This window comes from Pseudomonas sp. CG7 (assembly GCF_023701885.1).
Classification (GTDB): domain Bacteria; phylum Pseudomonadota; class Gammaproteobacteria; order Pseudomonadales; family Pseudomonadaceae; genus Aquipseudomonas; species Aquipseudomonas zanjanensis.
Genome location: NZ_JABAEE010000041.1, coordinates 36452 through 57756, shown reverse-complemented (window position 1 = coordinate 57756; position 21305 = coordinate 36452). Strand labels below are relative to the sequence as shown.

18 protein-coding genes, 3 tRNA genes and 1 pseudogene are annotated in these 21305 nt (G+C 60.1%); 2 read left to right on the top strand and 20 right to left on the bottom strand.

Going from position 1 to position 21305, the window contains the following annotated elements; all coding sequences use genetic code 11:
- Positions 1-126 precede the first annotated feature (126 nt).
- The 5 genes and pseudogenes from HGO40_RS30895 to HGO40_RS17545 all read right to left on the bottom strand — a co-directional run bounded on the left by HGO40_RS30895 (position 127) and on the right by HGO40_RS17545 (position 6131).
- The gene (locus HGO40_RS30895) at positions 127-831 is read right to left on the bottom strand and encodes a methyl-accepting chemotaxis protein (RefSeq protein WP_502943321.1); all 705 of its coding nucleotides are present in this window, start codon (positions 829-831) and stop codon (positions 127-129) included.
- Between the two features lie 153 nt (positions 832-984).
- A pseudogene (locus HGO40_RS30890) lies at positions 985-1188 on the bottom strand (HAMP domain-containing protein); the annotation flags it as partial.
- A gap of 1271 nt (positions 1189-2459) precedes the next feature.
- The gene (ampE, locus tag HGO40_RS17555) at positions 2460-3296 is read right to left on the bottom strand and encodes a regulatory signaling modulator protein AmpE (RefSeq protein WP_250964033.1); all 837 of its coding nucleotides are present in this window, start codon (positions 3294-3296) and stop codon (positions 2460-2462) included.
- Complete coding sequence (gene ampD / locus HGO40_RS17550; RefSeq protein ID WP_250964032.1) at positions 3293-3853, bottom strand: 1,6-anhydro-N-acetylmuramyl-L-alanine amidase AmpD; 561 nt, start codon at positions 3851-3853, stop codon at positions 3293-3295. The genes ampE and ampD overlap by 4 nt, the downstream gene beginning before the upstream one ends.
- Before the next feature lie 64 nt (positions 3854-3917).
- Positions 3918-6131, bottom strand: a complete 2214-nt coding sequence (locus HGO40_RS17545) for a DUF1631 domain-containing protein (RefSeq protein ID WP_250964031.1) — start codon at positions 6129-6131, stop codon at positions 3918-3920.
- 225 nt (positions 6132-6356) lie between these two features.
- Between HGO40_RS17545 and nadC the strand changes: the two genes are divergently transcribed.
- On the top strand, positions 6357-7205 hold the full coding sequence (nadC, locus tag HGO40_RS17540; protein ID WP_250964030.1) for a carboxylating nicotinate-nucleotide diphosphorylase: 849 nt from the start codon (positions 6357-6359) through the stop codon (positions 7203-7205).
- Positions 7206-7356: 151 nt separating this feature from the next.
- Here nadC and HGO40_RS17535 read toward each other — a convergent pair whose 3' ends face one another.
- Complete coding sequence (locus HGO40_RS17535) at positions 7357-7662, bottom strand: DUF6388 family protein (protein WP_250964029.1); 306 nt, start codon at positions 7660-7662, stop codon at positions 7357-7359.
- 303 nt (positions 7663-7965) lie between these two features.
- Here HGO40_RS17535 and HGO40_RS17530 point away from each other — a divergent pair, with 303 nt between their 5' ends.
- Positions 7966-8514: a hypothetical protein gene (locus tag HGO40_RS17530; RefSeq protein WP_250964028.1), complete on the top strand. Its 549-nt coding sequence runs from the start codon at positions 7966-7968 to the stop codon at positions 8512-8514.
- A 13-nt stretch (positions 8515-8527) separates the two neighbouring features.
- Here HGO40_RS17530 and HGO40_RS17525 read toward each other — a convergent pair.
- The 14 genes from HGO40_RS17525 to folP form a co-directional block, all read right to left on the bottom strand.
- A tRNA-Thr gene (locus HGO40_RS17525) sits at positions 8528-8600 on the bottom strand.
- Between the two features lie 126 nt (positions 8601-8726).
- Positions 8727-10832, bottom strand: a complete 2106-nt coding sequence (gene pnp / locus HGO40_RS17520) for a polyribonucleotide nucleotidyltransferase (RefSeq protein WP_250964027.1) — start codon at positions 10830-10832, stop codon at positions 8727-8729.
- 194 nt (positions 10833-11026) lie between these two features.
- A complete protein-coding gene (gene rpsO, locus HGO40_RS17515; protein ID WP_011332409.1) occupies positions 11027-11296 on the bottom strand; it encodes a 30S ribosomal protein S15 in 270 nt (89 codons plus the stop codon).
- A gap of 142 nt (positions 11297-11438) precedes the next feature.
- Positions 11439-12356 carry a tRNA pseudouridine(55) synthase TruB gene (truB, locus tag HGO40_RS17510; RefSeq protein WP_250964026.1) on the bottom strand — a complete coding sequence of 306 codons (918 nt, stop codon included), beginning with the start codon at positions 12354-12356 and terminating at the stop codon, positions 11439-11441.
- 3 nt (positions 12357-12359) lie between these two features.
- Positions 12360-12761: a 30S ribosome-binding factor RbfA gene (rbfA, locus tag HGO40_RS17505; protein WP_181287552.1), complete on the bottom strand. Its 402-nt coding sequence runs from the start codon at positions 12759-12761 to the stop codon at positions 12360-12362.
- A 159-nt stretch (positions 12762-12920) separates the two neighbouring features.
- A complete protein-coding gene (infB, locus tag HGO40_RS17500) occupies positions 12921-15440 on the bottom strand; it encodes a translation initiation factor IF-2 (RefSeq protein WP_250964025.1) in 2520 nt (839 codons plus the stop codon).
- A gap of 27 nt (positions 15441-15467) precedes the next feature.
- Positions 15468-16949: a transcription termination factor NusA gene (gene nusA / locus HGO40_RS17495; RefSeq protein WP_250964024.1), complete on the bottom strand. Its 1482-nt coding sequence runs from the start codon at positions 16947-16949 to the stop codon at positions 15468-15470.
- A gap of 59 nt (positions 16950-17008) precedes the next feature.
- The gene (gene rimP / locus HGO40_RS17490; protein WP_053118762.1) at positions 17009-17467 is read right to left on the bottom strand and encodes a ribosome maturation factor RimP; all 459 of its coding nucleotides are present in this window, start codon (positions 17465-17467) and stop codon (positions 17009-17011) included.
- Positions 17468-17607: 140 nt separating this feature from the next.
- Positions 17608-17684: transfer RNA gene (locus tag HGO40_RS17485), tRNA-Met, on the bottom strand.
- A gap of 97 nt (positions 17685-17781) precedes the next feature.
- Positions 17782-17867, bottom strand: a tRNA-Leu gene (locus tag HGO40_RS17480).
- Between the two features lie 21 nt (positions 17868-17888).
- Positions 17889-18272, bottom strand: a complete 384-nt coding sequence (secG, locus tag HGO40_RS17475) for a preprotein translocase subunit SecG (protein WP_025211789.1) — start codon at positions 18270-18272, stop codon at positions 17889-17891.
- Positions 18273-18276: 4 nt separating this feature from the next.
- The gene (gene tpiA / locus HGO40_RS17470) at positions 18277-19032 is read right to left on the bottom strand and encodes a triose-phosphate isomerase (protein WP_186705985.1); all 756 of its coding nucleotides are present in this window, start codon (positions 19030-19032) and stop codon (positions 18277-18279) included.
- 66 nt (positions 19033-19098) lie between these two features.
- Positions 19099-20436 carry a phosphoglucosamine mutase gene (glmM, locus tag HGO40_RS17465; RefSeq protein WP_186705984.1) on the bottom strand — a complete coding sequence of 446 codons (1338 nt, stop codon included), beginning with the start codon at positions 20434-20436 and terminating at the stop codon, positions 19099-19101.
- Between the two features lie 16 nt (positions 20437-20452).
- Complete coding sequence (folP, locus tag HGO40_RS17460) at positions 20453-21304, bottom strand: dihydropteroate synthase (RefSeq protein WP_250964023.1); 852 nt, start codon at positions 21302-21304, stop codon at positions 20453-20455.
- Position 21305 lies beyond the last annotated feature (1 nt).

The window sequence follows — 21305 nt, the reverse complement described above, 5'->3', positions numbered from 1 at the left end:
CCTGTTCGTCGCCAGCGTCAGATTTGTTTTAGTGACAGTTGTATCAGCCAACATCTATGTCGGCTGACCTGACGCCATCGCGAGCAAGCTCGCTCCCACATTGGACCTGCGGTGAATCAGCGGCAATCACACCCGAAACGCATTGATCAACTGCTTGAGCTGCACCACCTGGGCGGACAACGCACGGCTGGCATCTTCGGTCTGGTGAGCGCCTTCGGCGGTGCGTTCGCCGGCGCGGTTGATCTCGACGATGTTCTGGTCGATGTCATGGGCCACGGCCGTCTGCTGTTCCACAGCGGCGGCGATCTGCTGGTTCTGGTCGACGATCATGCCGACCGCACCGAGGATATTTTCCAAGGCCTGCTGGACCTTTTCCGACTGGCCGACGGTGCCGCTGGCCATCTCGTGGCTAGTGCCCATCGCCGTGACCGCGGCACCGACACCGCCGTGCAGGCGGGTGATCATCGCTTCGAGTTCTTCGGGCGAGTGCTGGGTCCGCTTGGCCAGGGTCCGGACTTCATCGGCCACCACGGCAAAACCACGCCCCTGCCCACCGGCTCGGGCGGCTTCGATGGCGGCATTGAGGGCCAGCAGGATGGTCTGTTCGGCGATGCTCTTGATCACATCCAGCACGCGGCTGATGGCCTGGCTGTCGGTCGCCAGTTGATTGATCACCTGCACCGACTGGTCGATCTCGCTGGCCAAGCGGGCGATGCTGCCCTGCTGGGACTCCACCAGCCCGCGCCCGCTGAGGGTTTCGTCGTTCACGCTGTGGGCGCTGCTCACCGCGGCGGCGGCACTGCGCGCCACTTCCTGGGCCGTGGCCGACATCTGGTTCATCGCCGTGGCCACCAGTTCGATCTGGCTGCGCTGGCCGGCGACAGCCTGGTTGCTCCGGGCCGATACCGTTTCCACCTGCTCGGCCTGGCGTTCGACTTCCGCGACGGTGCGACCGACCTGTTCGATCAGGTCGTGGATCTTCGCCACCGTACCGTTGAACACTTCACCCAATTCGCCCAGTTCATCCTGGCTGCGGGCGACGAAATTGACCGTCATGTCCCCCGCCGCCACCTTGTCCATCATCTGGCCCAGGTGTTGGAGGGTGGTGCGGGTCGACGCGTAGAAGCCGGCGTACAGGTAAAAAATCAACAGGAACACCGCCACCAGTGCCACGGCTTGCAGCACCATATGGCTGCGATTCTGCTCCAGGCGCTGTTGCAACTGCACACCGAGAAAGTCCTGGGTCGCTTCGTTCAATTCATAGGTCTGCGCCATCAAGCCGCTGACCTGATCAAAGAATGCCGGCCACGGCGCATCGAGGGTGTCGGCCATCACCACCTGTTCCTCGATCAGTTCCGAGGCTTTTTTCAGGGTGCTTTTGCTGCCGTCGGCCTGGGTGGCAAGGGCTTGCCCAGCCGCTTTGCTGGAACCGAGGGCGTCCTGCAGTTTCAAGTCGTACTCACCCTGGAGCTTTTCGATCTGCCCCAGCAACTCATCGAAGCGGGTGCTCGACGCCGAATTGAGAAACCCCAGCCCCAACGAGGACGCACCCAGCGCCCGGCCTTCGCCGAGGATCTGGGTGACCTTGGGGGTGGTGCCGATGATCAGTTCGCTGAGCTGGCGGATGTCGCTCTGGTTGTCGCGGCTCAGCCCCGCCTGGCTGGCGATGATCTGGCTGAACATCTGGGCGCTGTTGAGCAATTTGCCGATCAGCGCACTTTTGCTCTGCAGGGAGCTTTCAGCTTGCTGGGCCTTGAAAGCGCCGATCATCTCGTCGCGCTTGGCCTCGAAGGCACTGACCTGCTCAGGCTCGATGGCCATGGCGGTCATGCCTTGCAGGCGCGTGAGGACCTGTTGTTCCAGGCTACCGATCTTCGCCTCCACATCACCGGCCTTGCCAGACTGGCCCAGGCTGGCATTGATCTGCACCAGGTTGTTGAGGGTTTCCAGGTCCCGGCGCAGGGCCAGGCTGCTGCCCAGCAGGTCGAGGCTTTGCAGCTCCACCTGGGTGCCCTGGAATTCCCGATAGGAATCACGCACCAGAAAGAAGTTGGTCACCAGCATTGGCAGCAGGAACAGCACGCTGATCAGGCTGAACTTCATGCCGAAGCTCAGGCGGTTCATCAGCGCGACGGCGGGCCAGAGCAAACTCTTCACAAGGAAGTCTCCCGGTAGTGTTCTTATTGTTATGAGCGCGCGCACGGAGACAGCAGAAAGCCACTATTCGGGCGCTGTCCCTGTATAGCCTAAATCGGCGGGGAGATTTGTAACTTAAGGTTAACGAGAGAGATGAACCACGAAAACACTGTGGTGAGGGAGCTTGCTCCCGCTGGCCTGCGAAGCAGGCCCCGGGGTTGCTCAGGCAGATCGCTTTGTCCGGGTTTGCGGCTGCTGCGCAGCCGAGCGGGAGCAAGCTCCCTCGCCACAAAAGCGCCTGGCTACAACCTTGCTTACGCTGATCAGGCCAACACCGTCCACAACGCGAACCCGGCATACCAGAGCACTGCCGCACGCAGCAGCAATTCCCATAGGCGATCCAGGCTGTTGATGCCGTCCGGCCCGGCGACGGGCTTGGGGATCTCGCCAGCCACCAGGCCAACCTTGTCGATACGGTCGGCGGCGCTGATGTTCCAGTTCAACAGTTCATGCAGCATGACCCGGCTGACCGCAACGAAATTGCCCACCAGGGCGAAGCTCGCCGCCAGCAACCGCACCGGCACCCAATCGAAGGCATCGCGCATTTGCGCGGCCCGCTCGGCCACGCCGGGGGTCTGGCTGTGCTCGGCAGCCAGCGCCAGCAATCGATAGCTCAAGGCCGCGCCCGGGCCCAACACGAAATACCAGAAAATCACCGCGAAAAAGCTCTGGTAGGCCTGCCACAACAAATGGCCCTGGACTCGCTCCAGTAACTGCTCACCGTCATCGGCTTCAATGTCCAGGTCGCGCTTGGCCACATGAGCCGCCGCTTGCAGGTCTTCCCGACGCCAGGCGTCGCGAAACGGCCCGAGGGCGGCCAGCAGATCACCGCGCCCCAGGCTATAAATCACCACCAGCAAGTGCACCGGCAGCGCCAGCAAGCCGTAGGCCACTGGCTCCAGTACCCACAAAAGCAACGCCAGCAGGGCCACGGGCAGCAGGACCATTGAGGTCAACACCAGCCAAGGCCGGTTGACCCACCGTGGGCTCGCCTCGAGTTTGTTCAGCTCGCGCAGCCAACCGCCGTCGCGCTGGACCCGCAGGCGCAAGGCCGAGAACTTCTCGATCCAGACGGCCAGCAGCAACACCAGAAAACTCATTGTCCTTCCCCTTCTGTCAGGGCCGCGCGATAGCGCGCCCAGTCGAATGCCGGTCCCGGCTCGGTCTTGCGCCCTGGAGCGATGTCGCTGTGCCCGCAGATTCGCTGCACGGTGATCGCCCTGAACGCCGCTTGCAACTGCCGGGTCAGGTCCACCAATGCGACATATTGCGCGTCGGTGAATGGCAGATCATCCGTGCCCTCCAGCTCGATGCCCAGGGAAAAATCGTTACAGGTCTCGCGCCCCTCGAAGCACGAGACGCCCGCATGCCACGCGCGATCCAGACAAGAGACAAACTGGGTCACGCTGCCGTCACGTTCGATCAGGAAATGTGCGGAGACGCGCAAGTCGGCGATACCGGCAAAGTAGGGATGTTCCGTGACATCCAGACGATTCTGGAAGAATTCCTGCACCTTGCCCGTGGCGAATTGTGCCGGTGGCAGGCTGATGTTGTGGATCACCAGCAGGGAGATTTCGCCTTCCGGGCGCGCATTGAAGTTGGGCGACGGGCAATGACGCACCCCCTCGCACCAACCGCTCGCGGAGTCCAACTGCATACAGGTTCCTTCGATGACGACGGTGAATGCCGTCAGTATGCCGTGATCGGGCCGGGCTGCGCGATCACTTGCCGCGATTGAGCTGGCGCAGATTGCCCAGCACCGACTCCAGCGCCCGGTCGAACAACAGGGTGTCGTCCAACAGCCGCGCCGCGCCCCGGCGGAACTCCAGGGCCAGGCTGGTGCGGCTGTGCTCCAGCACCTTGAGGCCAGTGCGATTGACGAAGACGTATTTGCCGGTGGCCTCGATGATCGCCGCCAGCTTGCAACGCAGGGTATTGTCCTCGTCCTCCTGGAACTCGACCCAGCTCCCCAGGTGCAGTTGGTCGACCTGCAGCAGGCCGACGTCATCCGCCGGCAAATGCACCGCCACGCTCTCCCCCGCCGACTTTTGCGGCGCACGCAAAACAATTCTTTCCGACACCTCGACCATGGCCGGCGAATCGAGCGACTGGACCTGTTCCGTTGCCTGGCCCATGCGTTCGAGCGCCTGCACATGGAGGACTTCCAGCTCACTGAAAAACTCGCTGGTGGCGAATGGGTCGAACGCCGAACGGCTCAGGCCTTCACGCAGGGCCTTGAGCAGTTCCGGCACCATCGCCAGCAGACGCAGGCCGGCATCGGGCTCGTCGTGAGGCTGGACGCTCCAGATCAATTGCTCCAGGGTCAGGACGTCAGCCTGCCACTCGGCGGAATACTTGCCGTGCTTGAAACAGGTCAGCAACAACACCTGGCTCCAGGCCTGCTGCACGAACTCCACCACGGCTTGTGGCAAGACTTTGCCCAGCATCACCTGGTTCAGCGCCCCTTCGACACGCTGGCGCGCCAGTTCGGCCTTGGCCCGACCTTCTTCGGCGTCGCGGATACGCTGTTCAAGCAACTCGCTGCGGCGCCGCTCGTCACTGGTGAAGGCGAGGAAATCGGCGAGCAGTTCGGAGAAAATCGCCGGGTCATCGACGAAGTCATTCAGCAGGCGCTGAACGACCTGCTCGATGCGCAAGTACAGGCTGTCACGCTGATGATCGTCGCAATCGCCCCAACCCATGGCTGCGGCCGCGATTTCGTTGAGCAGTCGCCGGGCCGGATGGTTACCGCGGCTGAAAAAGCTCTTGTCCTGCACCGCGCCCTTGAGCATCGGGATTTGCAGGCGACCGATCAGGGCCTTGAAGGAATCTGGCAGGTTATGGTCGTCGAGGATGAATTCGAACATCATCGAGATCAGGTTGATCACATCTTCATCAGCGCCGTCGACCACCCGGGACTTGCCACTCCTGACGCTGACCCGGGTCAGCAGTTGTTCGAGCTGGCTACGCAGGTCGAACTCGTCCTGCACGGCAGGCGCCGGCACGTATTGCTGCAAATGCGAGAGCAGCCGCAGCAGGTCACGGGTAGAAATTGGCTGGGGCGGCACACTGGGTTCCAGGGTCGGCGCCACGCTGCCACGCACTTGCATCAATAGCTTCTGCAAGGCGGCGAACACTTCCTGCACGCTGTCGTCGACTTCGGCATCGCTGGGTTTGGCGGCGATTTCGGCGTTGGGGCTGGGGGTATCCTCGGGGCGATCCGAGACCCTACGCGCCGGCGTCACCTTGAGTTCCGGCAGGATCCCCGTGGCCGCCAGCAACTGGTTGGCCTCGGTATAAAGTTGGTCGCACTCGCTGAGCACATAACGCTCGAACAGTTTGAGCAGGATCAGCTTGACCTTGATGCCCACGCCCAGGTTGCGCCCGGCCTGCAAGAACTTTTCGCACAGCAGTGCCGGGCTCAGGGGATTGTGCTGATTGCCCAGCGGTCGAGCCAGCAGCACACCGAGCCGGGCCGTCAGTTGCTCCAGCGCCACGCCATCGCGCCTGAGCACCCGAGCGACCATGGCCTCGACCGCCAACTGCCGCTCCAGGTCGTCTTGGGAGCGCTGGGGTTGACCGTCCGACGCCAGGGTAGGCGCCAAGGTGGCGTGGGTCAGGTCGTACTGGGCCAGGCTGACGAAGGTCTCAAAAAACTGCTCGATGAATTCCCGCTCGATGCTTTTGCGCTTCAGGCGCAGGTCCCGCATGGCCTCGAAGTACAAGTTCTGCTCGACGTCATCGCGCGCCCGGTCGGCCATTTCGAACAAGGTGTCGTCAGCGTTATCGAACAGCCCCTGCAAGCCCAGGCGCAACTGCTGGGCGGCCTTGTCGCGAACCTGAAGCAGAATCACAGGCAGGCGGGCGAGCGGCGAGCGAGTCGCCTGATCGGTAGACACCTTGTGCAAAGGCACTACATTCCCGTCGTTGTGCATCCTGGCCTCCTGAAACGGTTCTTCGGCTCATGACGTCAAAGCTATGGCGTCAATCGAAAGGCGGATTATGGGTAAAAGAACCCCGCCGCACCAGCGGTACTCTGTGACGCAGCTCGAAATACGGCGCATCTAGTGACCGAGGAAATGAGGAAATGTTGCGAGGACGCGACCAAATGCAGGTTTCGACACCCTATAATCCAGGCCACTTTGTTTGTGGAGCCCGTTATGCCGAATCTACGCCTCGCCGACCTGACCGCCGAAATCGAAGCCAACGTGCGCCGCGCGTTGCTTGAAGACGTCGGCAGCGGCGACATCACCGCGCAACTGATCCCCGCCGAACGCCTGGCCAAGGCCACCATCATCACCCGCGATGCGGCGATCATCAGTGGCACGGCCTGGGTCGATGCCGTGTTCCGGCAGCTGGATCCGCGTGTCGCGGTGCATTGGCAAGTGCGCGATGGCGACCGGGTCAGCCCCGACCAGGTGCTGTTCCACCTGGAAGGCCCGGCCCGTTCGCTGCTGACCGGCGAACGCAGCGCGCTGAACTTCCTGCAGATGCTGTCGGGCGTCGCCACCCGGGCCCGCTACCTGGCCGACTTTGTCGCCGGCACCCAGGTCAAGCTGCTGGACACCCGCAAGACCCTGCCCGGGCTGCGCCTGGCCCAGAAATACGCAGTCACCTGCGGCGGCTGCCATAACCACCGCATCGGCCTGTACGATGCCTTCCTGATCAAGGAAAACCACATCGCCGCTTGCGGCGGGATCGCCCAGGCCATCGCCGCCGCCCATAAGATCGCACCGGGCAAACCGGTGGAAGTCGAAGTGGAAAGCCTGGCGGAATTGAAAGAAGCGCTGGCGGCCGGTGCCGACATCATCATGCTCGACGAACTGAGCCTGGACGACATGCGCGAAGCCGTACGCCTCAATGGCGGCAAAGCGAAACTGGAAGCCAGCGGCGGGATTAACGAAAGCACGTTGCGCCCGATAGCCGAGACGGGAGTGGACTACATCTCGATCGGTGCGATGACCAAGGATGTGAAGGCGGTGGATCTGTCGATGCGGCTGAGCCTCTGACAGGCTGACGCCGGGTAATCAGGAACAAAGATAGTCCGTGGCGAGGGAGCTTGCTCCCGCTGGGCCGCGAAGCGGCCCCCTCTTTTGGGGCTGCTGCGCAACCCAGCGGGAGCAAGCTCCCTCGCCACAGTGTCGCTTTTACCGCGTGCTTTCAGACCACCAGATTATTCATCTCGCAGTATTCATCCCATTCCACACCCAACACCTCGGCCGCTTCCTTGTGCAATGCAAGGCGCTGCACCTCGAATTCTTCAGGCGTGCTGGTGTACTTGAGCGTCAACTCCCAGGGTTGCAGCCCCTGGGCTTCGGCCTCGTCCTCGAATGCCCATTGGATCTGGTCTTTCTGATCGTCGGCGGACAAGTCCTTGATCTCTTCCCGCAGTTGCGGCGTTTCTTTCAAGTACTTTTCCAGGGCTTCTTCGTGTCTGGCTTCTTGACTCAATTCTTTAACGGTCATGGCGTTCTCGCTGATCTGGGAATGGAAGATGGATCTGGATCATCAAGGATCTCTCTGACGCAGGAAGCCGTTGGAAGCCCGGTTCACCTGGCCTTCAGAACCATTCGTGGATCATCTGAAAACTGCTGGGCGGTGCTCATGCAGGCAGTGAATATAGGATGTTTTGCCTACGATTTACACGGCTCTTTACATCAATCCCACAAAAAACCATGCGCATACGAAGCCAAGGGGACTAGGGAACATCTGTCAGAATAACCAGTCATAGCAATGTGCCATTCCAGCACTTCACAAGGAACCCCAGTGATGCGCAGCTTTTCGAAACGTTCGTCGACCCGTCTTGCTACCGCGACCTTGCTGCTCGGCAGCCTGATCTTGGCCGGCGTTGCCCAAGCGGCGGTTGAAGTCTCCTCCGATGGTCCCTCTGACCACGACGCCATTCCTGCACTTCATTACAACCAATTCGATAAGTACGTACTCGTAAAGACCAACGTCAGCGCCAGCGCCTTGGAAAACCTGCCAAAAACCGTAAAGAACAATGCCGACGAACTGGAAAACCAGAAACGCACCCTCAGCGAGCAGGCCCGCCAGATCGAAGAACTCAAGCACAACAGCGGCTCCAGCTCCACCTCCAGCAGCAGGGAGATCGACGAGCTCAAGCGCACCATCAAGGAACAGGAAAGCGATCTGAAGGATCTTGGCAAGCAGGTGGAAGAACTCAAGCGCAATAGCGGCTCCAGTTCGAGCTCGAGCAACAGCGAGATTTCGTCCCTGAAACGGGAACTCAGCGATCAGGACAACGAGATGGACCAGCTCAAGCGCACGGTCGAGGAGCTGAGCAGGAAGGTGAAATAACGAGGGAAAATCTTGCCCGAGACAGGAATCGAACCTGCGACCTTCGCGTTACGAGTGCGCTGCTCTACCGACTGAGCTACACGGGCGGTGGCTAAAACTAGCACCGTCCCCCGTAGCCAGGCAACCTGCCTGGCGGTGGTTTTTCACCACACAGCAAAACGCCCCGAACCAGTCGGGGCGTTTGCTTGTTCAGCGGTTAGACGACGGGGTGATTAAACGCCCGATGCCTTGGCTGCTGCGACGTCCTTGATGGACAGCTTGATACGGCCGCGGTTGTCCACGTCCAGTACCAACACTTCCACTTCCTGGCCTTCCTTCAGGATGTCGGTCACTTTCTCGACGCGAGCATCGCTCAGCATGGAGATGTGAACCAGACCGTCCTTGCCCGGCAGGATGTTGACGAACGCGCCGAAGTCGACGATGCGCTCAACCTTGCCGACGTAGATCTTGCCGATCTCGGCTTCCGCGGTGATGCCCAGGACGCGCTGGCGTGCTGCTTCTGCCGCTTCCTTGGTTTCGCCGAAGATCTTGATCGAACCGTCGTCTTCGATGTCGATCGAAGCCTTGGTTTCTTCGCAGATCGCACGGATGGTCGCGCCGCCTTTACCGATGACGTCACGGATTTTGTCGGTGTCGATTTTCATCGCGATCATGGTCGGAGCATTTTCCGACAGCTCGGTACGGGACTGACCGATGATCTGGTTCATCTGGCCGAGGATGTTCAGGCGCGCTTCCAGGGCTTGGCCCAGGGCGATTTCCATGATCTCTTCGGTGATGCCCTTGATCTTGATGTCCATCTGCAGTGCGGTGACGCCCTTGGCGGTACCGGCCACTTTGAAGTCCATGTCGCCCAGGTGGTCTTCGTCACCCAGGATGTCGGTCAGGACGGCGAACTTCTCGCCTTCTTTAACCAGACCCATGGCGATACCGGCCACCGGTGCCTTCATCGGCACACCAGCGTCCATCAGGGCCAGGGAAGCGCCGCAGACCGAAGCCATCGAGCTCGAACCGTTGGATTCGGTGATTTCCGACACCACGCGAATGGTGTACGGGAACACGTCAGCGGCCGGCAGCATGGCCTGGACCGAACGACGGGCCAGACGGCCGTGACCGATTTCGCGACGACCGGCGCCACCCATGCGACCGCACTCGCCCACCGAGAACGGAGGGAAGTTGTAGTGCAACATGAACGGGTCTTTCTTTTCGCCTTCCAAGGTGTCCAGCAGTTGCGCGTCACGGGCGGTGCCCAGTGTTGCAACGACCAGCGCCTGGGTCTCGCCACGGGTGAACAGTGCCGAACCGTGGGTCTTTGGCAGGACGCCGACTTCGATGTTCAGCGGACGTACGGTGCGGGTGTCGCGACCGTCGATACGCGGCTTGCCGTTGACGATGTTTTCGCGAACGGTGCGGTATTCGATTTCACCAAAAGCAGCCTTGACGTCGCTGGCCGATGGCTGGCCTTCTTCGCCGGAGAACTTGGCGACAACCTGGTCTTTCAGTTCGCCCAGGCGTGCGTAGCGGTCGGCCTTGATGGTGATGGTGTAGGCCTGGGAGATCGCGTCGCCGAACTCGGCACGGATCGCGCCCAGCAGCTCGGTGGCTTCTGGCTGTGGCGCCCAGGTCCAGGTTGGCTTGGCAGCTTCGGCGGCCAGTTCCTTGACGGCGTTGATCACCACCTGGAACTCGTCGTGGGCGAACAGCACGGCGCCCAGCATCTGGTCTTCGGTCAGCTCTTTAGCTTCGGATTCAACCATCAGCACGGCTTCGGAAGTACCGGCCACGACCATGTCCAGGCTCGACGCCTTCAACTGCTCGTAAGTCGGGTTCAGCAGGTAGCCGGTGCTTTCGTGGAACGCAACGCGGGCAGCGCCGATCGGGCCATCGAAAGGAATGCCGGAGATGGCCAGGGCAGCCGAGGTGCCGATCATCGCAGCGATGTCCGGTTCGGTTTTCTTGCTGGTGGACACGACGGTGCAGACAACCTGCACTTCGTTCATGAAACCTTCTGGGAACAGCGGACGGATCGGACGGTCGATCAGTCGGGAAGTCAGGGTTTCCTTCTCGGAAGGACGGCCTTCGCGCTTGAAGAAACCGCCAGGGATCTTACCGGCAGCGTAAGTCTTTTCCTGGTAGTGAACAGACAGAGGGAAGAAGCCCTTGCCTGGATCGGCTTGCTTGGCACCGACAACGGTCACCAATACGCTGACGTCGTCGTCAACGGTGACCAGCACTGCGCCGGAGGCCTGACGGGCGATACGGCCAGTCTCGAGGGTAACGGTCGACTGACCGAACTGGAATTTTTTGATTACCGGGTTCACGGTGTCCTACCTTCTTTGTGGCTCTTGGGGAACTTGTCTTCTTGCGAAATTCTTGGGCAATGGCGGGAATCGGCCCGACGCCTGTCCAGGGTAAAACGTGTATCCAGATAAAACTTGAGGCTGGGAGCCTGCCATGCGCCAGCGGGAACCCCACTGACGTACGACAGACCACCAACCTCTAGCGCAATCGCTGATTAGCGACGCAGACCCAGGCGAGCGATCAGAGCGCTGTAACGGCTCACGTCCTTGCCTTTCAGGTAGTCCAGCAACTTGCGACGCTGGTTTACCATGCGGATCAGACCACGACGGGAGTGGTGATCTTTACCGTTGGCCTTGAAGTGACCTTGCAGTTTGTTGATGTTGGCGGTCAGCAGTGCAACTTGCACTTCTGGCGAACCAGTGTCACCAACAGCTTGCTGGTAGTCAGCTACGATTTGAGCTTTTTCTTGAACGTCGAGAGCCATGAGGCAATCCTTTTAGTCAGGAAACTGTTCCGAGGAACAGCTTCAACAGGCCAGGGACAAATCCCTGTATCTATAAATGAGTAGTGACCGTGCCTGTTAACAGCCACACTCGCCAACCCGCTGTTACGCAGGCTGGTTCCGGTCATTCCGACCGAATCAGTCGACGCGGCGCAATGCGCCCGTCTTCGCTCACTTCACCGATACCGATGAAGCGACCGTTGTGATCCTGTACCCGGACCATGCCGAACTTCGGCGCATCCGGGGCGCGTACCGGCTGGCCGTTGAGCCAGTAGAACGCGCTGTGTTCCGAGAACTGCAAGAGCGGCCAATCCAGCAGGCCGCTGTCCGATGGCATCAGGAAACGGTCGACCGCTTCGTTGCCGCCTTCGGCATGCACCGCTTCAAGCTCTTCCAGCGTGACCGTCTGGGCCAACGTGAAAGGCCCGGCCTGGGTCCGTCGCAATTCTGCCACGTATGCGCCACAACCGAGCTGCTCGCCAATATCCTCCACCAAGGTCCGGATATAGGTGCCCTTGCTGCAATCCACGGCCAGCCGCGCAGTATTACCGTCAAAGGCCAGCAATTCCAAGCGCGCAATAGTAACAGAACGCGGTTCGCGCTCCACTACTTCGCCTGCACGGGCCAGTTTATACAACGGCTGTCCATCGCGCTTCAAAGCGGAGTACATCGGCGGTATCTGACTGATTTTCCCGCGAAATTTCGGCAACACCGCTTCGACATCCGCCTGACCAACGGTCACCGGGCGCTCCAGCAAAACCTCACCTTCGGCGTCCGCCGTGGTGGTGGTCTTGCCCAGTTGCGCCAGGGTTTCGTAACCCTTGTCGGAATCGAGCAGGTACTGGGAGAACTTGGTCGCCTCGCCAAAGCACAGTGGCAGCACGCCAGTGGCCAGCGGATCGAGGCTACCGGTGTGCCCGGCCTTTTCGGCATTGAGCAGCCAGCGGACCTTTTGCAAGGCCGCGTTGGAGGTGAACCCCAGCGGCTTGTCGAGCAGGATGATACCGCTGACATTACGACGGATACGTTTGACCTGAGCCACCGATTACTCCTTGGTGTCTTCAGGTTCAGCCGCAGCCGGATGCTGGCTGTCTTCCGCCACGGCGCGTTCGATCAGTGCCGACAGATGCGCACCCCGGACGACGCTTTCGTCGTAATGGAAGTGTAACTGCGGGACGCTGCGCAGCTTCATCTCCCGAGCCAGCTGCATACGCAGGAAGCCGGCGGCCGAGTTGAGCACCTTGATGCTCTGGGCGATTTCCTCAGCGCTGTCCTGGCCCATCACGGTGATGAAAATCTTGGCGTGACCGACGTCACGGCTGACTTCCACTGCAGTGATGGTGACCAGGCCGACGCGCGGGTCTTTGACTTCGCGACGGATCAGTTGGGCCAGCTCGCGCTGCATCTGATCGCCGATTCGTTGGGTACGGCTGTATTCTTTTGCCATGTATTGTTACCTGTTACTGCCCCACGGTGAAACCCGTGAGGTCTGAAAGCGGCAAACGCCCGGCCTGGCAAAAGCCAGACCGGGCGTTGCGTTTAGAGTCCGCCAGCAAGGCAGCGCATGTTCATGCGGCTGCCCGGCGCGGCTCTTGAAGTGCGCGAGTTAGAGGCTGCGAGCAACCTGGACCTTCTCGAAGACTTCGATCTTGTCGCCAACCTTGACGTCGTTGTAGCTCTTGACGCCAATACCGCATTCCATGCCGGCACGCACTTCGGAAGCGTCATCCTTGAAGCGACGCAGGGATTCCAGCTCGCCTTCGAAGATCACGATGTCTTCACGCAGTACACGGATCGGACGGTTACGGTGAACGACACCTTCGATCACCATGCAACCGGCGATGGCACCGAACTTCGGCGAACGGAACACGTCGCGAACTTCGGCCACGCCCAGGATGTTCTCCCGGACGTCGCTGCCCAGCATACCGGTCAACGCTTTCTTGACGTCTTCGATGATGTCGTAGATCACGTTGTAGTAACGCATATCCAGGCCTTCCTGCTCGACGATCTTGCGAGCGCCGGCATCGGCACGCACGTTGAAGCCGAACAGTACAGCGTTGGAAGCCAGTGCCAGGTTGGCGTCGGACTCGGTGATACCACCGACACCGCCACCGACCACACGTACTTGCACTTCGTCGTTACCCAGGCCATTCAAGGCGCCGTTCAACGCTTCCAGGGAACCACGGACGTCGGAGTTGAGGACGATGTTGAGCGTCTTCTTCTCTTCCTGGCCCATGTTCTCGAAGATGTTTTCCAGCTTGCCGGCGTGAGCGCGAGCCAGTTTGACTTCGCGGAACTTGCCTTGACGGAACAGAGCCACTTCACGGGCTTTCTTCTCGTCCGCCACAACGCTCATCTCGTCGCCAGCGTCCGGGGTACCGTCCAGGCCGAGGATCTCGACCGGGATAGCCGGACCGGCTTCCTTGATAGGCTTGCCGTTCTCGTCGAGCATGGCGCGCACGCGGCCATAGTTCGAGCCGACCAGCACCATGTCGCCTTGACGCAGCGTACCGTCCTGGACCAGGACCGTTGCAACCGGGCCACGGCCCTTGTCGAGGCGCGATTCAACCACAACACCACGGCCAGGTGCCGAAGGCGTAGCGGTCAGTTCGAGAACCTCGGCCTGCAGCAGAACGGCTTCGAGCAGTTCGTCAACGCCGGTACCCATCTTCGCCGAGACCGGAACGAATGGAGTGTCGCCACCCCACTCTTCGGAGGTCACGCCGTGGACCGACAGTTCGCTGCGGATGCGATCGAGATCGGCGCCCGGCTTGTCGATCTTGTTCACCGCAACCACCAGCGGCACGCCAGCAGCCTTGGCATGCTGAACGGCTTCGATGGTTTGTGGCATCACGCCGTCGTCCGCTGCAACCACCAGGATTACGATGTCGGTCGCCTTGGCACCACGGGCACGCATCGCGGTAAACGCGGCGTGACCCGGGGTGTCGAGGAACGTCACCATGCCGCGGTCGGTTTCAACGTGGTAGGCACCGATGTGCTGGGTAATACCACCCGCTTCACCGGCCGCCACCTTGGCGCGACGAATGTAGTCGAGCAGGGACGTTTTACCGTGGTCGACGTGGCCCATGACGGTCACGACCGGAGCACGGGAAACCGCCTCACCTTCGAACTTCAGGGACTCGGCCAGGGAATCTTCCAGGGCGGTGTCGCTAACCAAGGTCACTTTGTGGCCCAGCTCTTCAGCAACCAGTTGGGCAGTTTCCTGGTCCAGTACCTGGTTGATGGTGGCTGGCGTACCCAGCTTGAACATGAACTTGATGATTTCAGCAGCCTTGACCGACATCTGCTGGGCCAGATCGCCCACAGTGATGGTCTCGCCGATCTTCACTTCACGCACGACAGGGCCGGTAGGGCTCTGGAAACCGTGGGCGTTGCGTTTCTTCAGCTTGGCCTTGCCGCGACCGCCACGACGGAAGCCGTCGCTTTCTTCGTCGGTGGTACGTGGCGCAACACGAGGTGCTGGCGCCTTTTCCTTGACCGAAGCACGATGAGGCGCGTTCTTGCGCTCACCATCGCCGCTGCCACGACGGTTGTCGTCGGCCCGTGGCTTGTCCGGACGACGCTGTTCGTCGCGCTTGCGAGTGTCGGCTGGAGCCGGGGCAGCAGCCACGACTGGCGCCGCTTCGCGCACAGGTTCGGCGGCCGGGGCAACAGCCTCGACGGCTTCTACCGGAGCGGTCTGCGCAGCAGCAGGCTGGCGGCGCGCTTCTTCTTCGGCGCGACGCTTGGCTTCTTCTTCAGCCTTCTGGCGAGCAGCATTTTCTACTGCGCGACGTTCTTCCTGTTCGCGTTTGCGCTCGGCTTCGATTTCTTCCGGGCTGCGCTGTACGAAGACTTTCTTCTTGCGTACTTCAACGCTGATGCTTTTGCTACCGGCAACACGCAGGGTGCTGGTGGTTTTACGCTGCAGAGTGATCTTGCGCGGTTCTTCCACTTTTGCCTTGTGACTGCTCTTCAAGTGAGTCAGCAGGGACTGCTTTTCACTGTCGGTCACATGTTCCTCGGCGGCGGTGTGCGGCAGACCTGCCTCACGCATCTGCTGCAACAGGCGCTCTACCGGTGTTTTGACCTCATCGGCCAGTTGTTTCACCGTGACTTGCGTCATGCACTTCTCTCCTCAGGCCGCGCCTAATTACTCGAACCAGTGGGCTCGGGCGGCCATGATCAACTTGCCGGCACGATCATCGTCAATGCCGTCGATGTCGAGCAGATCGTCAATAGACTGCTCGGCCAGGTCTTCGCGGGTAATTACGCCGCGCACCGCCAGTTCCATCGCCAAATCCTTGTCCATGCCCTCAAGCGAGAGCAGGTCTTCGGCCGGATGGGCGTCTGCCAGCTTTTCCTCAGTAGCGATGGCTTTGGTCAACAAACGATCCTTGGCCCGAGCGCGAAGCTCGTTGACGATTTCCTCGTCAAAGCCGTCGATGTTGAGCATTTCCTCCACCGGTACGTAGGCAATCTCTTCCAGGCTGGTAAAGCCTTCATCCACCAGCACCTGCGCCAGCTCTTCATCGACTTCAAGCTCTTCGATGAAGTTGCGCAGGATGTCGCCGGTTTCAGCTTGCTGCTTAGCCTGGATGTCCGATTCGGTCATCACGTTCAGGGTCCAGCCAGTCAATTGGCTGGCCAGACGCACGTTCTGACCACCGCGACCGATGGCCTGAGCCAGATTGTCTGCGCCAACGGCGATGTCCATGGCGTGGGCATCTTCGTCGACGATAATTGCCGCCACTTCAGCAGGCGACATGGCATTGATCACGAACTGAGCCGGGTTGTCGTCCCACAGGACGATGTCCACGCGCTCGCCGCCCAACTCGCCGGATACGGCCTGGACACGCGAACCACGCATGCCGATGCAGGCACCTTGTGGGTCGATACGCGTGTCCTTGGAGCGGACCGCGATCTTGGCGCGCGAACCCGGATCACGGGAAGCGGCCATGACTTCGATCAGGCCTTCAGCAATTTCCGGCACTTCGATGCGGAACAACTCGATCAGCATTTCCGGCGCTGTACGCGACAGGATCAGCTGCGGGCCCCGGTTCTCGGTGCGGATTTCCTTGAGCAGCGCACGCAAACGCACGCCAACCCGGAAAGTTTCGCGAGAAATGATGTCTTCGCGAGCCAGCAACGCTTCGGCGTTGTTGCCCAGGTCGACGATCACATTGTCGCGGGTGACTTTTTTCACGGTGCCGGAGATGATTTCCCCCAGGCGCTCACGATAAGCGTCGACGACTTGCGCGCGCTCGGCTTCGCGAACCTTCTGCACAATGACCTGCTTGGCAGTCTGTGCAGCGATGCGACCGAATTCGATGGACTCGATTTTTTCTTCGACGACATCACCGACCTTGGCGCCCGGGTGCGTTTCCGCAACCTTGCTCGGCCAGGTTTCGATAGCTGGATCGTCCAGGTCGGCTTCCTCGACGACCGTCCAGCGACGGAAAGTCTCGTAGGCACCGGTGTGGCGATTGATCTCCACACGCAAATCAACTTCGTCTTCGAACCGCTTCTTGGTAGCAGTGGCCAGAGCCAGCTCCAGCGCTTCAAAAATAACGTTAGCCGGTACGCCCTTTTCATTGGATACCGACTCAACAACCAGCAGTACTTCTTTGCTCATCGTACGCCTCGCCTTTCGCAAGCCATTGGATCCGCGGGATCCGCAGTATCTGGCACGTATCAGTCAAAACTGGGAATAATGTTGGCCTTGTCGATCATATCGATCGGCAACAGGAACTCATGGTCATCTACCTGCACCACGACGTCCTGCTCTTCTACACCGCGCAGAAGGCCTTGGAAGTTGCGTCGACCTTCGAAAGGCGAGCGCAGCTTGATCTTCACTTGTTCACCGGCAAACAAAGCGAACTGTTCAAGTGTGAACAGGGGGCGCTCCATGCCAGGCGAGGAAACTTCAAGGGTGTATTCGGAGGTGATTGGATCTTCAACATCCAGCACACCGCTGATCTGACGGCTGACGATGGCGCAATCGTCCACCAACACGCCGCCTTCCTTATCGATATAAACGCGCAACAGTGAGTGGCGACCTTGAGCCGAAAACTCAATACCCCAGCATTCATAGCCAAGGGCCACGACCACCGGGGCCAACAAGGCCTGCAACTGTTCTAGCTTGCTCGACACCTGAACCCCCTCGTGCATGTTTGTGCATGCTGTGCAAATAAAAAAAAATGGGCGAATCGCCCATCCCTGAAACGCCGTCGAACAGCGGCGTTATAAAGTGTCCAGCTAACAAAAAGCCCCTTGGAAGGGGCCCCTGAAACTGGTTGCGGGAGCCGGATTTGAACCGACGACCTTCGGGTTATGAGCCCGACGAGCTACCAGACTGCTCCATCCCGCGACAAAGCTGGGGCGGAAGTATACGACCGATCCCTTACAGGGTCAATGTAACCCTTCCACCTACAAGAAAGCCCGCAATCGCGGGCTCTCCTGATAATTGGTACCGAGAAGGGGACTCGAACCCCTACACCCTATGGGCACAACCACCTCAAGGTTGCGTGTCTACCAATTCCACCACCTCGGCAATACAGCGTTTGAAACCTTCTTACTTCTGCTCTTGAGCTGGAGGCACGTCAGTCGCCGGGTTGGCCGACTTTTGCTCTTGAAGCACCGGGACATCATCAGAAGCCGGTTGTTGCTTTGGCGCTTCCAATACCGCTGGGTTTGGCAAACCTACTTGAGTCAGCTCGTGAGCTTTCTCTTTAGCAAAGTAACCTAACCCTAAGCTGGTTATGAAGAAACCGGCGGCAAGTATAGCAGTAAACTTACTGAGAAAGGTAGAGGAACCTTGGCTTCCGAACACAGTATTTGAAGCACCTGCACCGAAAGACGCACCAGCATCCGCACCTTTACCCTGCTGCAGCAATACGAGAGCAACTACGCCCAGTGCACCCAGCAGATGAAAAACGACTACGACTGTTTCCAGCATTTTTTCAGTTTCCCGCGGCGCGACAGATCGCACCGAACTCATCTGCATTCAGGGACGCTCCACCAATGAGCCCCCCATCGATATCCGGCATGCCGAACAGTTCGACCGCATTGGCCGCCTTCACGCTGCCGCCGTATAGAAGCCGCACACCTCGTGCCACTTCAGAATTCTCTGCCGCCAACTGTGCGCGAATGGCTGCGTGCACATCCTGCGCCTGTTGCGGCGAAGCAGTCAGCCCAGTGCCGATGGCCCAGACTGGCTCGTAAGCAATGATTGCCTTTGCAAAAGCACCGACACCCAGCTCCTCGATGATGCTGCCCAGCTGACGCTCGACAACCTCAAGGGTCTTGCCGGCCTCACGCTGCTCGCGGGTTTCCCCTATGCACAACACCGGAGTCAGACCACAGGCCTGGGCCGCAGCAAATTTGCGGATCAAGGTCTTGTCCTGCTCGCCCATGATCTGGCGACGCTCGGAGTGCCCGACCAGGACCAGGGAACAACCTGCATCCACCAATTGACTCGGTGCAATCTCACCGGTCAACGCACCTTGCATGGCTTCCATCGCAGAGTTCTGCGCGCCGACCGAAATCGACTTGCCCTTCAAGCCATCAATCACTTGATTGATATACAAGCAAGGCGGGAAAACCGCGACATCAACACCGCTTGGCAAGGCCAGATGACGAAGGCCATTGATCAGCTCAGCGACGCTGGCGCGGGTACCGTGCATCTTCCAGTTACCAGCTACCATAGGGCGACGCATGCTGTACCTCGTCGGTCAAAGTGGGCGCAGATGTTACCCAACGGATTCATGACTGGCAAGCCGAATTCAGGCAGAAACTTCAGTAACCAGTTTTGCCAGCTCTTCGGCATAACCGCGAACTTGCGCTTCATCCTCGCCTTCGACCATGACACGCACCAACGGCTCTGTGCCGGACTTACGCAACAACACGCGTCCACGCCCCGCCATCGCTTGCGTTACACGCTCACTGGCCTGCTTGACCTTCGCATGTTCGAGAGGGTTTACACCGCCACCGAAACGCACATTGATCAACACTTGCGGGCATTTGCGCAACGCCTGGCGCGATTGTGCGAGCCCCTCGTTGCGCGCCTTGAGTGCCATCAGCACCTGCAGGGCCGCGATAATCGCATCACCGGTGGTGGTGTGGTCGAAGCACACGATGTGACCGGAGTTCTCGCCCCCGATCACCCAGTTGCGCTCCAGCAACTCCGAGATCACGTAGCGGTCGCCCACATTGGCGCGCACGAAGGGGATATCCAGGTCCGCCAGGGCCAGTTCCAGCCCAAGGTTACTCATCAACGTGCCGACCACACCGCCTTGCAGCTTGCCGCGCCCATGCAGGTCGCGAGCAATGATGAAGAGCAGTTCGTCACCATCGACAACCGTACCCGTGTGATCGACCATCAGGACCCGATCACCGTCACCATCGAAGGCGATGCCCAGATCAGCCTGCTCGGCCAGCACCGCAGCCTGCAACGCCTCGGTATGGGTGGAACCACAGTTGTGGTTGATGTTCAGGCCATTGGGCTGGGCGGACAGCACCACCACTTCGGCGCCCAACTCGCGAAAGACACTCGGCGCGACTTTATAGGTGGCGCCATGGGCACAATCGACGACGATCTTGAGGCCGGAAAAGCTGGTTCCGGTCGGCACGCTGCCTTTGCAGAACTCGATGTAGCGACCCGACGCATCGTTGATCCGCGACACCTTGCCGATCTTGCTCGACTCGACCACCGTCATCGGGGTGTCCAGCAGCTCTTCGATCATCAGCTCAATATCATCCGGCAGCTTGGTACCCTGACCGGAGAAGAACTTGATGCCGTTGTCATCATGGGGGTTGTGCGAGGCACTGATCACGATGCCTGCCTGGCCCTGGAACGTACGGGTCAGGTAGGCGATGGCTGGCGTCGGCATCGGGCCGAGCAGCATCACATCGGCGCCCGCCGACGTCAGGCCGGCCTCGAGGGCCGACTCGAACATGTAGCCGGAAATACGCGTGTCCTTACCGACCAGCACCTTGCAGGCGCCCATCTTGCGGAACGCCATGCCGGCCGCCCAGCCGAGCTTGAGCATGAAATCAGGGGTAATGGGGTATTCGCCGACCCGACCACGAATACCGTCGGTGCCAAAATATTTCTTGCTCATAAGTGCTCCGTCATTCTTATTCGGCTGAATCCACAGCTGCGATCATCCGCACGACATCCATCGTTTCGGCCACATCGTGCACGCGCAATATGCGTGCACCTTTACCAAGGGCCAACGCCGCCAGGGCGAGACCGCCATACAGGCGTTCGCCCACAGGGCGACCCAGGGCGTTGCCTATCATGCTCTTTCGCGAGACCCCGACCAACAGGGGCCGACCCAGGGCATGCAAGGCTTCCATATGTTTGAACAGGCTCAGGTTGTGCGCCAGTGTCTTGGCAAAGCCGAACCCGGGATCAAGAATGATCCGCTCGGCAGGGATGCCCACGGCAGCACACTGGTCCAGACGCGCCACGAGGAACTCACCCACTTCCCGGGTGACGTCATCATAGTGCGGGTCGTTCTGCATGGTCCCCGGTTCGCCGAGCATATGCATCAGGCACACCGGCAACCCCGTGTCCGCCGCAGCATCCAGGGCACCATCGCGCTGCAAGGATCGAACATCATTGATCAGGCCCGCCCCCAGCCGTGCAGTTTCGCGCATGACCGCAGGCGTGGATGTATCGACCGAGATAATGACATCAAGCTCGCGATGGATGCGCTCGACAATCGGCGCCACCCGCTCCAATTCCTCGGTAGGCGAGACCGCCCGCGCACCCGGCCGGGTCGATTCACCGCCCACATCGATCAGCGTTGCGCCGGCGGCCACCATGGCCTCGGCATGCCGCAGTGCAGCATCGAGCTGGCTGAATCGACCGCCATCGGAAAAGGAATCAGGGGTGACATTGAGAATACCCATGACATGTGCATGGGCTAAATCAATAACCCGGTTGCCGCAAGGCAACCGGGTCGAGGACTGAACAGAAGTCATT